Below are 12,428 nucleotides of genomic sequence, written 5' to 3' on the forward strand. Positions count from 1 at the left end.
ATAGACCGGTGAGCCTCGCAAGATCTGCGCGGAGGTCACATGGATGATCTTGCTCGGGACAGTTGGAAGATTTGAAGGTGACGTGAATGACGCGCTCGCCGCGGCAAACTGTCAGACACCGGAATGTCCAAACTTCGTCTGTTTCGCGGCTCTGCTGAAGTACTTTTTGCGACGACTTTGACTCAAGGGCGAACGCCGCCTCGTTGTAGGTGTCGAATATCTCAAATGTTCTATGCCGGTGTTTGGCCATCGTTCGTGCTCTTTTTGCTAATGCGAGAATCACTTACTGGACTGAATCGTAGAGGCGGCCACAGTCGAGTCAGGATTACGCGTTCGATCCAACATTGTCGCGACTGAATACAGCGAACAACCGATGAAGCAGGCCGCGCTGTTCGGTGCCGTCAGAGGGACGCAGGATGCGGATGCCAGCGAGACGCACTCCAGTGTGCAAAAAGACGCTGGCACTTGAGAAAGTGCCGACGTCCAGAATTGCCTCGCTGCACGTGAATTAAGTGCTGACGATTACTCGTTGTCCACACGTACATTCTCAGCACGCGGGCCCTTGGGGCCTTGGCCGATCATGTAGGTCACTTTTTGGCCTTCGCGGAGGTCATTGAAGTGTGCTCCATCGACGGACGAACTGTGAAAGAACATGTCGTTGTCGCTGTCTTTGGGCGAGATGAAACCGAATCCTTTGTCTGTGATTCGCTTGATTGTGCCTTGTTCCATTTTTTAATCCAATACTCTTCAAAACAGTTGTGTCGGTCCGGTTTGCGAGAAACGTTCACGCAGTCAGTTAGACACGGTGATTGTGATCAACACCGGGGAAGAGACCGAGGTCTCGCCAGACGGCGTCGTGTTTGTCTTTGTGCAATTAGTTTTCGTCGGCGGGAGATTTCTCGGTCTGCGTCGGAGCCACTTCTTCAGTTTCGTCGTCCGATTGAGCTTGCGGCAAAGCAGATTCCGCCGCCTTTCGCTCTTTGCGGCGATTTAGCTTCGCTTCGGCCTTGCGTTTCTTTTCCATTTCGCGAGCTCGCTTGGCGAACGCATTTTGGTTTTTAGCGATGATGAATTTTCCTAGGTTACTGGTGCGCGTAGTTCGATCGTGATTCAGGCAATCGCCGACCCCTTCCGTTTGTTCGTTCTGTTCAGCTAAAGCCCGCTGAAGCGAGGCAAACAAATCCAAGGCTTCGAATTCCTTCGAGGTTTTTTGTCGTTTAGGGGGACGCTCGTCCGGATCCGATCAGCGGATGGAAACTTCTGATCCGCCGACTCCGTGGTCGATTCTGCGATGGACAGCAATTGCTGTCATTGGTTGCGTAAAACTGCCAACAAGCCGAGAAATCTGCGTGTGCGCCTTGGCTGGATTCGTAGTTTTGCTGGCGACGATCGCGTTTTGCTTTCGTGGCATCAGCGAAGACCGCTTTCCTTAGATTCCGGACCAACAAACTTGTCTCGGAATGGGATGCGTCGTGATGACGCGAGCAGCATCTCCAGGAGGTCGACGCGACCGATGGTTAGCAGCAGATGGCGAATACATCATTCGCCGAGCGAGAAGATGAGCACCTAGCTCAGCCTATTATCTCGTGATCGGAACCCACGTGCCGGCTAAAGCTGCGTGTCTCATTCATTCCGATCAAAGTGTAAGTGGTCGGGACAAAAGGTCCCGACACGGAAAGAGTAGCGACGCGGAACAGAAAAGGCAATGCCAATCACAAAGATCAGCAGATTTGCCTCGTTGATCAGGTCGATCTCTCCATTTGTGCCGACGAATGTTGCGAATACAGTGCGGCCGGTGTGTTAGTCGTCTCGAACGGTTTATCGAGAACGACTCGTTTAGCGCACCAGTCGCTGCCACACCACGGCTTGGCAGATGGCGATTTTCATTTCCCGTCCCGCATCCAAGGAAACAGCGTTTTTTTTTGTGTGGCGCTCGAAGGACATTTCGATGGCAGAGGATGGAATTGGGGTGATTTCTGAAAGGTACGAGTCGGACCTGCACCTCGTTCGCAGGGTGATTGGATGGCCAAATTTGGATCATATTCTCGCGAAGCATCTCTTTCAGATCATCGAAGATAACAGTTTGTCAACGGGCACCGTGGCAAAGGTGGTGGCGTAGTCCGACATCGCGTAGGGAAGCACGAGATGACCGTTGTGGATCACGCTACCGCAACTGTAAACCACATTTGGGACGTAGCCTTCTCGCTCGTTCTCGTTGGGCGTTAGCAGCGGTTCCTTTAAGCGACCGATCAATCGTGATGGGTCGTCCAGGTCAAGCAGGATTGCGCCGATACAGTACTTGCGCATCGGGCCGACACCGTGAGTGAGCACTAACCATCCCGAATCGGTCTCGATCGGTGAACCGCAATTTCCCATCTGGACAAACTCCCAAGGAAAGGTTGGCTTCACGATGATCTCTTTGGCATACCAGAAGTACAGCATATCGGAGTACATCAGGTAGAGATGTTCGCCGTCTTGCCGTGACAACATGGCGTAACGCCCGTTGACCATTCGAGGGAACAAAGCGAGACCTTTGTCGGAGATGGCTGGTCCATTGAGCGTGTGCATTTTGAAACGCAGGAAGTCTTTGGTTTCTAGCAACTGTGGCAGGACCATCTTTCCGTCATACGCGCTGTAAGTGGCGTAATACTGCGACGAGCCGTCTTCCTCTTGAAACTGCACGAAGCGAGCATCTTCGATCCCGTTGGTTTCGGTAGGTCCGAACGGGAAAATCAGACGTTCGGACAATTCGTGGTCTGGCAAGTAGGTGATTTCGTAGTTTGATTTCGCGAGCGTGATGACCTTCTCGACGATCGGTGCTAACTCGTGATGTTGGGACCGATATTCGCGCAAACAACTTTTCAGCGAGGTGTCCAGTTGATCCAAAGTGAACGCGCTGGCCAATTTAGATAGCACATGCCCTGTGAACGGATTGCCCAAATCAAGTTCGGCCAGTTTACGAAAAAACAACTCTTTGTCGTAAACCGCGTCGGGTACGAATTCGGGCGTCGTGACGAATTTTGTCGGACCATCGATCGACAACTGGTTGTCCCCATCAATGACGCCCGAGCGAAACGTAACCGATGAAGTGTGTCCTTCACCTACCGCCCGAAGACTCAATACGAAACGCCGAGAACCCGCGGCGAGATTCGACTGGTTGGGGTGCCAGACCATCGACGGATTGAACAGTGCTGCAGATTCCAACGCGTATTCCTGGGTAAAGTAGGCACCAACCAACAGTTGGCGGTTTTCGCTAAGCGGTGTGTCGGTCGGCAAGTAACATCGCATCGCTTCGTATCGTCGCAAGAAGAATTCACGTGGCCGTTGATGTCTGCCGTGGAACTCTTCCAGTACATGATGTAGCTGTGCATCAACTTCGTTTTCCGAAAGTGTCGCAATGCGAGCGATGACCCGAAGCCTTCGGTCGTTACCAGGGAGATCAAAGGGGCGAAGCACCACCCGTCGATTATTGGGGGAAAGAACGATCCCGGTCCGTTTAAGTGGCATAAGCACCGGTGGTGGATTCCTTGGGTTGGCCCAGCTTTGTTGTCGGGTTGGGTAGTGAACTCTTGAACGCAGCGAGAGAAACTTCCAATCGTTGCATTTCTGCTAAAGAAAGCAGATATGCCAGCGTCGATTCTGCGCCTTGGTTTTCGTTGACCTGGTGTTCGGCGAGCCCGTCGTAGCATCCGCCGGTCATCGCGTTGTAGATCGGTAGCCCGAGATCGTTTCGACCAAGGAACCAGTCGAAAGCCAAATGGGCTTGTTCGCACCAGAACGGCTCTTTGACCACGTCGAAGGCGGCAATCGCAGCCGAAACCATGGCGTGTGCTTCGATCGCCTGCTGATCATAGACGGCAAGAGTTTCGCCCTGACGACAGAAGCCATTGCATCCGATCGGACGGAATCTGCCCTCGGGAGACAACTGTTTCGCGCACAGCCATCGAAGCGACTCCAGGCCGATTTCCGTGATCCGCGGATTGTCATTCCAACGCCCGTTCAGGATCAATGCGTGTGATAACTTGGCATTGTTGTAAGAAGCGACATCCTCGAACCAGCACCAGTCTTCGGTCGCCACGTGGTCGTATAGATCGACGAGTTTCTCCGCCAATCGTTCGCCGGTTTGACCGATGACACGATCACCGCTCATCCGGCGTAGGTATTCGTGGACACCGAGCAGTGCGAGTGCCCAAGTGCGTGGCGACGTCGTGCTCTCGCACGCGGGCAGCGCCTTGGAAAACAGCTCCATTGCCCACGCCTGAAAGCCTCGACGCCGTGAACGACCGACGCAGGTCCCGAGCGCCCAAACCGCGCGACCCTGCGAATCATCGGAACCATCTTCCTCAAGCCATCGTCGGTCAAAACCGAGGAAGTTGCGAAAGCGGCGACTCCTTTCATTGAAGGCGTAATTCAGAAATGCGGCGTAGGTTGATGCCAGCGAGTGCAGTTCCTGCGAATCCTTGCCTAATTCTTCCAGCAACACCGTCAAGATCAATGCTCGCGCGTTGTCGTCGGTGCAGTATCCTTCATGATGATTGGGGATCGAAAAACTTGCGTGCTGAATAATGCCGGCGGAATCGGTCATCCGCTGGAGGTGTTCCAAGTTCATGTGAGGCAGGTCTAGCGGTTGCTCATCCAACGTTCGCATTGCCAGCGGCTTGCGGTCGTTGGCCCGCTTCGCTTGCGCATCGTGGAAGGAACGCAGATAGATTTCTGCGACATGACTCCAGAGCATATCGCGTCCCATTTCATAGGCATGGTCTCGCATCGCCCGGCGTCTTCGATCGTCGCCCAACAGCGAGATTATCTCTCGTGCAATTGCATCCGAATCAGCAAACGGGACGAGTACTCCGCGATCGTCCGCGAGCAGTTCCTGGGCGTGCCAATACGGAGTCGAGATGACAGCTTGCCCGCAGCCGAATGCATAGGCAAGCGTTCCAGAGACTGCCTGTGCTTCGTTCAGGTAAGGAGTGATGTAGAGGTCAGAGGCGCCGATGAATTCGGTCAGCTCATGTAGTTCTACGAATCGATTGTAGAAGCTGACATGCCTGGTAATCCCCAACTCCTTTGCCATCCGCTCTAAGCTGATTCGATACCGTTCGCCTTCGCTGCGCACCAAACTGGGATGCGTCGCTCCTAGAATCAGATAGATGAAGTCGGGGAATTCGCGAACGACATCCGGAATCGATCTCAAGACGTACTCGATACCTTTGTTCGGAGAAAGGAGCCCAAACGTCAACGCAACCTGCCTGCCTTCCACGCCGAAATGCTTTTTAAATCCGCTTGTATCCGCATACGGCGCGTCTGGAATGCCGTGTGCGATCAGATCCACCTTGCTTTCGGGGACGGTGTACGTTTTGCACAACGTTACACGGCTTCGCTCCGTCATCACGACCAATCGCGTGGAAAGCTCAGTCAATTGTTCCATGACCCGCCGCTGCGTCGCATCCGGATCCGACAAAACCGTATGCAATGTCGTCACGACCGGAATCCGTATGTCACGCAGAAAGGCCAGGATGTGGCTGCCACCAAGACCTCCGTAAATACCAAATTCGTGCTGCAGTGAGACCACATCGACATTGCTGAAGTTCAAAAAGTCAGCGGCACGTCGATAGGCATCGATGTCCTGTTCTATGATTTGAAAACGCACCTCGGGCGGATAGTTGTAGCCATCTGCGAGATCGTCCACTGGCACAACAATACACTGGGCCGACGAAGCACTGGCGACTGCGCCGCGCAAATCGTGCGTGAAAGTTGCAATGCCGCATTTCCGCGGTGTGTAGTCGCCAACGAAAGCGATTTTGGTAAGGTCAGGGTTGGCCATCGGAGGCCCCTTCGGTGTTCTGGTGTTGAATGTCAATGAATTGCGTTCAGTATGTCTCGCTTGGAAAATGCGACGACGCCGATCGATGTGTCGGTCGCGCCGTAGTAAACGCTGAGCACGTCGTCGTGATCGTCCCTGTTCGATTCGATCAATGCCGTCGGAAACACGACATTGGCTACGAAACCGTTTCGCTCGGACTCAGCCACCGGTCGCATGATCGGCTGCTGAGATCGCGCCAGCACTTGAGACGGATCGTCTCGGTCCAATAGCAATGCCCCCACGGAGTATTCGCCGACGCGGCCACCTTGCCGGGCTCGCTGACTGCCGTGGTAAAGATGCAACCAGCCTTCGTCGATCAATATTGGCGGAGTTCCTCCACCGACTCGGTCTGCTTCCCACGTCGTTCGTCCTCGAAGCAGCGGCTGATGTCTGCCCCAATGCAGAAGGTCGGGCGATCGGGCAAGCCAGATTTGAGGCTGGCTGAAATGCGAGTTCGGATTGGGGCGATGCAGTGCTACGAACTGGCCATCGATCTTATGAGGAAATAAAACGACGTCTTTGTTCTCGGGACAAAAGATCAAGCCGTGCCGCTTGAAGGTCAGCATGTCATCGCTGGAAGCCAGCGCCGTTGCGGCTCCCGGTCGCGAGACCGCCACGTAGGTGATCCAATACGTTTGATCGATCTTCGTAATCCGCGGGTCTTCTATGCCAAACTCTTCCAATGCCGTCGCTGGAATGAGTGTTGGCCCCGGCACCCAGCCCTCGGGGCTACCGGCCCGTTTGCGAAACACACGTAGATGGGATACCGACGTCAGCCGCAGAAGACCCTCGGACTTTGTTCGCACGACACGCGGATCGACCGAAATCAAATCGTCGTCATGGACCCAGTCGACAACACAGTCACCACTCGATTCCCACCGAGGCAACCCCGTGAAACCGGCACGTTGTGCTATCGGCCTTTCAGCAACTCGCGTGAGCATGACGACTTCATCGCGAATTTGGACGACGCCTGGATTGAAGACGCCGATCACCGCGAAATCATCTCGCGACGGTCGCAAATCCGCGGGACAGAGCAGGACCGATTCGGATAGTCGTTGTATCATCAATAATTGACCAGCTGTGTCGGCGATGGTCGCTCCACCCGCATCATTTCACCGGCACCCTTCGCCGGAATCGTTCGCGTCATAGCACTATCCATTCTCGTCTTGCTTCCGATCTCGAGGATTCTGGGGCCGACATGGCGGTAATACTTTGACGACAAGTGCAGTGATATCGTCTTCCTGCGGACGGTGGTCAGCAAAGTCACGTGCCGCGAGAAAGAGAGCATTGACGATTTGAGCAGCGGACATTCTCCGGTTGGTGCGAACGACGTTGAGCATTCGTTCCTGACCGAACTCTCTCCCTCCGGGACTCATCGATTCCTCGGTACCATCGGTCGGCACCACAAGCGTGTCGCCGGTTTGCAAGACAATCGCCGGTGCGGAGGAAATGGCTGCGTTCAATTCGACGCCCAGTGGATAGCCTGTCGAACCGAGCACTTGCGCCGCACCATTGCTTCTGACGAGGTATCCCTGGTGCCCGGCACCGGCGTACACGAAGGATCGCGTCGCTGCGTCGAGACGGCCGAGAAACGACGTGACGGTGTGTCCGGTGTCGCTGTTTCCGAAGAGCCGATTCGTGTTGGTCAGCAGTTCGCCGGGATCAGAAGAGTTCTCGGCCAGTGCGTGCAAGTAGGCCTGGGTTTGAGCCTTCAGCAAAGCCGCTCCCAATCCATGGCCGCTGACATCCGCAACAATAACGCCGACCGAGTCCGGTCCGAGAGAAATGAAGTCGAAGAAGTCTCCGCTGACTTGTTGGGCAGGATGCACCGCGCCGGCGATATCAAAACCGAGTAAGCAGGGTGCGGCTGCCGGGAACAGGGCCCGCTGCACCATGCGGGCGGCTCGGATCGATGCGGGATCAGCTTCACTGCGTTTCTCAACCAAGATGCTGTCGTCGGTATCGAAGGCGGCCGCCGCAATGCGTGAAGCTTCTGCGGCTGCGTCCAGGTTATGGTTGGCTCCGGATAGCAGCTCCCTTTCTTTGACAACTCGATGTTTCAAAGCGATGTTCGTTTCACGCAGCAACTTTCGCTCGGCAGCAGCTACGGCGATCGATCGCGACTGCGCTTCGATGGTCGTGGTTCCCACATCGTCCTGCTGGCACGTCCTTTCATCAGCCGAACGCGTCGCAATCAACTTGCCCGATCGCAGTGTGCCAATCAACTGTTGCACTTGTCGCGGAGATTGGCAGCGAAGCGCCGAGTCAGCGACCCGACGTGCCTCACATTGGCTAATGTGTCGTATCGCATGTCGCACGGCCCCGGCGCGCGACGGTCCCAAGCTGAGCTCACGAATTCCCAATCCGACAAGCAGGCACGCGAAGTCCGCGTCCCCTGCCTCCTCGCCGCAGACGCAAACGGAACATTGCTGCTTTTCTGCAGCCTCCACAACTTGTTGGATTGCACGTAACACAGCTGGGTGCATCGCCGTGCAGTCGTCTGTCCCCTGAGACAACTCACGATCAGCTGCCAGCATGTACTGCGTCAAGTCGTTCGTACCGATCGCGACAAAGTCGGCCAATGCAAGGATCTCGTCCAAAGCAAATAACGCCGCAGGTGTTTCAATCATTGCGCCGACGGAAGGTCGACGGAGAACATCCAGTTGCCGCACGGCGCGATCGACAGCCTCGCTCGCTTGTGCAAAATCGTGGCTCCCGATCACCATCGGAAACAAAATGCGAACATCTGTCGTTTGTGCGACCTGAACAATTGCCCGCAATTGGGCATCCAGAAGATTCTTTTCAGAGAGCGAAAATCGTAGTCCACGCAGGTGAAGACTCGAACGATTTCTTATTTCATCGAGTGCAAGGAAAGGAGGGAGCTTGTCACCGCCGAGATCGAAAGTGCGAATTGTCATCGGCAAACCGATTAACTTGCTTGCCATGTCGCCATAGACGTGCAACTGCGAATCGAAGCTCGGACGCGATTGCGATTCGATAAATAAGAACTCGGTGCGAAACAACCCGACTCCGGTCAAGTGATGTTTCGCGACCTGATTGACTTCGTCGGGCAATCCAACGTTCGCCATTAATGAAATCTCCACTCCATCGAGCGTCATACACGGCTGCATTTCTTCCGACAGTAGTGACGCGATCTGCCGTTCGTGCTGGAGCTGACGAACCGAGAAGGCAGCCTTCTCAGGTTCGGTTGGCTGTATCGTTACGACTCCCGTCAAGCCATCGACAAGCAGCATTGCGCCGGACTGAATCCGAGAGGTGATGCTGAAGATGCCTGAGATCGCCGGAATCCCCAATGCTCGGGCAACGATTGCGGTGTGACTGAGCTTTCCTCCATCTTCACAAACGATCGCGACAACACCGCTATTGGCAAGCCCGACCGCTTCGGACGGAAGCAGTTCGCGGGCTACGATCACGGATCCTGGCGGCAACGAATCACAACTCCACGGCGTCGTGCCTGCCAACGCGCGCGTCATCCGCTGGCCTACGTCTCGGATGTCTTGTTCACGTTGCCGCAAGTACTCGTTGTCGAGCTGTTGCAATCGGCTGATCCAATCGCGGATGACAGAATCAAGGGCCTGTTCCACATTGACAAGGTCGCATCCAATCTGCTGCTTGACGGACACCGCAATCTCGCTGGCCATCGCGGCGTGAGCAGACAACAGTGCAGCTGCGTCGGCGAGTTTTGGATCGTTGTTTGCAATTTGCTCAGCGGTTTTTAAATCTCGTTTGGACTGTTCAAGCGCATCATCCATCCGATCGCATTCAACTTGCACATCAGAATGCTGTATTTCACGAACCGGCAATAACAGCTTTCGTTCAACTTCATAGCCGTAAACGATCGCAATTCCACTTGCAAATCCGGGTGAGACGGGACTCCCTTCCAATACTGTCATTTCTCTTTCCTGTTCGTCGAGTATGAAACTTTTGTGAGCGATGCTGCCAACGGTAGCATGAGTTGGTTTAGACCCATCACGCATATTTGCCGATGACCGTCGTATGGACCTCCGACAAACTCAACCCTGAACATCTTTCTGGATCTCCTAACCGTTTGGGTTGATCTTCTCTGCTACCCGCAGCTGGTCGACAACACGCCGGATTCCCTGCACGGCCGCGACACATCGAACGATCGGTTTGCGCTCGTGTTCATGCCTGAGCGTTCCCGTGATGGTCGCATCACCGCTCCGAACTGTCGCACTGATTCTTACGCTTCCGACACATTTCTGCATCAATTTACGTTCGACATTCTTTAGGAGCGTTTTGTCAGAGGTTTTGTTGCCAAGCGTCATGGTTCATTCCTAAGTGAAACCGGTGCTGTGCAGCCCGGATCAACAGTTGAACCGAAAGGGGCACCGAGGTAATAAGAAGGGCGTTCGTCGAATAAGCGGCAGGATTCCTCGGTGAAGAAATGGAGAGTCAGTCCATGCCGTTCTCGAATATCCGAAGCCATGGATTTTGGAAACGGAATCCCAAATACTGGATCGGTCACCAAATGCTTCCTTTGATACTCGCGATGAAAGAAAACATCGAAATACGTTTCCACAAAACCAACGAGTTTCGCATCGATCCAATCGATCACGCACGTATCGGTTTCGTCAGCGATCGGAATGGTCAATTGGTCGCGAGCAGCGAATCTCACGAAAACAGGAAGAACCTGCATGCGGTATTCGACAACCGCGGTCTTGACGTCGGTGTCATGAAAGACACGAAGAGAAAACTCCATTGCCTTGTGTCGTGTCGCGGAAATCGGCAGAGTGATCGTTGTGATACTGCCACTGGATCTCGTTCCCGCTGTGCAACCAATGCCATCGCCGTCTGTCAACGTTGCGTCGCTGAAGATGCTCTGGCTTGTCAAGACTCCCAGGCGATCATCAATGATTCTCTTGATTTGCTTTTGAGTTGCGGCAAAGTGAATCATTCGCTCCTCGTGCTTGGAAAACTCGGTGACGGCTTTCTTCCGCATCAATCGAAGGCGATCTTCAGCATTTTCAATCAATGTGATGAATCGACCGGCAAGATCTGTTGTCGAATGACTTGACTGGACTCTTGTGTCACCGCCGGAGCTTGCGATGCTCGTGCTAGATGCGCGGTTTTGCATGACGATAGCTCCGAATGTTTTCCCAACAACGTTGAGGCCATGAAAGAATTTTCGACCGCTCTGTTTGAGCCTTCAATTCTTGCACGAACGCGTCTACTTTCCGTTCGGCTTCCGCTCGGCCGTCTCCGTATCGTTGTTCGAGTAGCTTCACAAACGTGTCTCGCTGGCCGGAGATCATGGCAAGATCTTCGTCTGTGAACTTGCCCCACTTAAGCTTGACTTGTTGGCTGACCGACGACCAATCGCGTTTCACCTGATCCCACTTCATCTGAGCGTCTCTTGGTTAAAGGCTTATTGACAGTGTGTCGTCTACAGCCGCTTGATTTGGCATGAATGATCAACACGCAAAAAAAAACGGTGTTGCGGAACACTCACTAGAGTTCCGCAACACCGGTTTACTTTTTAACTAGCCCCCTGGATCTGCCAGGTTGCTCTTTATTCAGTCATCCGAAACGATGGCCGCACGATGTAACAGTATACGACATCGAGTTGCAAAAAACAAGTCGCGGGGAATTACATTGAGCACCGAGAGGTAGCTGACAGTACGCACTCGATGTATGCAGCCACTTCATCGTCGATGTGACTTCGTTTTATTGAAGACGAATACGCGACCGTGTGCGTCACCCAGGGACTTCGTCGGCCCAAACCTTGAAGGACTCCAATTCATTCGCTCCAAAAGTAGTTGTGAGCGCCGCGTCTGCCGCATCGCGTCCACGCGCGATCAAGACACGACCAATTCGCGGTACGTTGTTGCGAGGATCAAAAGTGTGCCACTTTCCACCCAGATACGCTTCGAACCACGCGCAGAAATCCATAGGGTCATGTGTCGGCGTTACGCCGATATCGCTGAGATACCCGGTGCAGTATCGGGCTGGGATATTCATACAGCGGCAAAGCGTGATTGCCAAATGCGTGTAGTCTCGGCAAACACCGGTGCGTTCGTGAAACGCCTCAAGCGCCGTCCGGTTCGCGCGGGCCTGCTGGTAGTCAAAACCAAGATGCTGAAAGACAAAGTTGCAGATCGACTGCACGCGCTGCCAGCCGGGGGGAGTCGAATTGAATAGATTCCCCGCAAGATCCTTCAAGTCGCTGTCTACCTCGCAGTAGCGGCTGGCGAGCAAGAATATCAGTACTTCATCGGGTAGGTCCTGAACGCTGTGCTGCACCGCATTCCACAACTGCTGATCTGATTGTCCGCAGTCCTCAACGGTAGTGTCGTTTCGCAAGGTAACGCTTCCAGCGGGAGCGAAAAGGCGGCTGCATCGATTGCCAAATGAATCGACGAATTCTGAAACCGATGTATCCGGATTTACCTCGAAACACTCGGGTGTTTGGATTGTGGAGGCGCGGGACGGATGCACACTAAGCAACGCTAGCATCGCGGTGGGTTGGGAGAAACAGAAGGAAATTTCAAAGCCTACACGGATTCGCATCATCGATCCCTTTTGA

The 12,428-nt window shown here is 54.1% G+C and carries 10 protein-coding genes; 1 reads left to right on the plus strand and 9 read right to left on the minus strand.

Features of this window, described 5'->3' with window-relative positions; genetic code table 11:
• Positions 1–522: 522 nt before the first annotated feature.
• The gene (locus Mal15_RS06715) at positions 523–729 is read right to left on the minus strand and encodes a cold-shock protein (RefSeq protein WP_147867057.1); all 207 of its coding nucleotides are present in this window, start codon (positions 727–729) and stop codon (positions 523–525) included.
• Between the two features lie 145 nt (positions 730–874).
• Entirely contained in the window at positions 875–1,186 is a 312-nt protein-coding gene (locus tag Mal15_RS06720; protein WP_147867058.1) for a hypothetical protein, read from the minus strand.
• Between the two features lie 461 nt (positions 1,187–1,647).
• Here Mal15_RS06720 and Mal15_RS06725 point away from each other — a divergent pair, with 461 nt between their 5' ends.
• Positions 1,648–1,980 carry a hypothetical protein gene (locus Mal15_RS06725; protein ID WP_147867059.1) on the plus strand — a complete coding sequence of 111 codons (333 nt, stop codon included), beginning with the start codon at positions 1,648–1,650 and terminating at the stop codon, positions 1,978–1,980.
• A gap of 81 nt (positions 1,981–2,061) precedes the next feature.
• Here the strand turns inward: Mal15_RS06725 and Mal15_RS06730 are convergent, their stop codons facing one another.
• The 7 genes from Mal15_RS06730 to Mal15_RS06765 form a co-directional block, all read right to left on the minus strand.
• Positions 2,062–3,507, minus strand: coding sequence for a glycoside hydrolase family 130 protein (locus Mal15_RS06730; protein ID WP_147871875.1), 1,446 nt, complete (start codon positions 3,505–3,507; stop codon positions 2,062–2,064).
• Positions 3,497–5,689, minus strand: a complete 2,193-nt coding sequence (locus Mal15_RS06735; RefSeq protein WP_233903317.1) for a glycosyltransferase family 4 protein — start codon at positions 5,687–5,689, stop codon at positions 3,497–3,499. Before Mal15_RS06735 ends, Mal15_RS06730 begins: the two co-directional genes overlap by 11 nt.
• A 167-nt stretch (positions 5,690–5,856) precedes the next feature.
• Entirely contained in the window at positions 5,857–6,927 is a 1,071-nt protein-coding gene (locus Mal15_RS06740) for a glycoside hydrolase family 130 protein (RefSeq protein WP_147867061.1), read from the minus strand.
• An 87-nt stretch (positions 6,928–7,014) separates the two neighbouring features.
• The gene (gene ptsP, locus Mal15_RS06745) at positions 7,015–9,861 is read right to left on the minus strand and encodes a phosphoenolpyruvate--protein phosphotransferase (protein WP_147867062.1); all 2,847 of its coding nucleotides are present in this window, start codon (positions 9,859–9,861) and stop codon (positions 7,015–7,017) included.
• Positions 9,862–9,924: 63 nt separating this feature from the next.
• Positions 9,925–10,170, minus strand: coding sequence for a BON domain-containing protein (locus tag Mal15_RS35075; protein WP_147867063.1), 246 nt, complete (start codon positions 10,168–10,170; stop codon positions 9,925–9,927).
• Positions 10,167–10,979 carry a hypothetical protein gene (locus Mal15_RS06755; protein ID WP_147867064.1) on the minus strand — a complete coding sequence of 271 codons (813 nt, stop codon included), beginning with the start codon at positions 10,977–10,979 and terminating at the stop codon, positions 10,167–10,169. The genes Mal15_RS35075 and Mal15_RS06755 overlap by 4 nt, the downstream gene beginning before the upstream one ends.
• A 620-nt stretch (positions 10,980–11,599) precedes the next feature.
• Complete coding sequence (locus Mal15_RS06765; protein ID WP_233903318.1) at positions 11,600–12,205, minus strand: transglutaminase-like domain-containing protein; 606 nt, start codon at positions 12,203–12,205, stop codon at positions 11,600–11,602.
• Positions 12,206–12,428 lie beyond the last annotated feature (223 nt).

Origin of the sequence: Stieleria maiorica (assembly GCF_008035925.1) — a bacterium.
GTDB lineage: Bacteria > Planctomycetota > Planctomycetia > Pirellulales > Pirellulaceae > Stieleria > Stieleria maiorica.

Coding starts and splice junctions, on each gene's coding strand:
- Mal15_RS06715 (WP_147867057.1), bottom strand. CDS start 729: ATGGAACAAGGCACAATCAAGCGAATCACAGACAAAGGATTCGGTTTC.
- Mal15_RS06730 (WP_147871875.1), bottom strand. CDS start 3,507: ATGCCACTTAAACGGACCGGGATCGTTCTTTCCCCCAATAATCGACGG.
- Mal15_RS06740 (WP_147867061.1), bottom strand. CDS start 6,927: ATGATACAACGACTATCCGAATCGGTCCTGCTCTGTCCCGCGGATTTG.
- ptsP (WP_147867062.1), bottom strand. CDS start 9,861: ATGCGTGATGGGTCTAAACCAACTCATGCTACCGTTGGCAGCATCGCT.
- Mal15_RS35075 (WP_147867063.1), bottom strand. CDS start 10,170: ATGACGCTTGGCAACAAAACCTCTGACAAAACGCTCCTAAAGAATGTC.
- Mal15_RS06755 (WP_147867064.1), bottom strand. CDS start 10,979: ATGCAAAACCGCGCATCTAGCACGAGCATCGCAAGCTCCGGCGGTGAC.